Source organism: Streptomyces sp. AC627_RSS907, from assembly GCF_019049165.1.
In genome coordinates, this window is sequence record NZ_JAGMUE010001369.1 from 1 (window position 1) to 680 (window position 680).

Below are 680 nucleotides of genomic sequence, written 5' to 3' on the forward strand. Positions count from 1 at the left end.
GATGGGGCAGAAGCCCCCGCAGTTCGTGGTCTTCTCCTGGGACGGCGCCGGCGAGGTGGGCAACGGCCTCTTCCCGCGCTTCCGCAAGATCGCCAAGGACCACGGCGCGTCGATGACCTTCTTCCTCTCCGGGATCTACTGCCTGCCCGAGTCGAAGAAGAACCTCTACCGGCCGCCGAACAACCCCGTGGGCGCCTCCGACATCGGCTACCTGACCGACGGGCACATCAAGGACACGCTGCGCAACGTGCGCGAGGCGTGGCTTGAGGGCCACGAGATAGGCACCCACTTCAACGGCCACTTCTGCGCCGGCTCCGGATCGGTCGGTCAGTGGACCCCGGCGCAGTGGCGCTCCGAGATCGACCAGGCCATGTCGTTCGTCACCAAGTGGCGCACCAACACCGGCTTCACCGACCTGGAGCCGCTGCCCTTCGACTACCAGAAGGAACTCATCGGCGGCCGTACGCCCTGCCTGCTCGGCCAGGACAACCTGCTGCCCACCGCCAAGCAGCTCGGCTGGCGCTACGACGCCAGCTCGCCCGGCGGCCTCCAGGTCTGGCCGACCAAGAAGCAGGGCATCTGGGACCTCCCGCTCCAGCAGGTCCCGTTCCCCGGCCACTCCTTCGAGGTGCTCTCGATGGACTACAACATGCTCGCCAACCAGTCCAAGAACGCCACCC

Annotated in this window: 1 pseudogene; it reads left to right on the forward strand. The window is 67.1% G+C overall.

The window, feature by feature from the left end:
• Nucleotides 1-680 (forward strand): annotated as a pseudogene (locus KUM32_RS41970) (hypothetical protein); the annotation flags it as partial.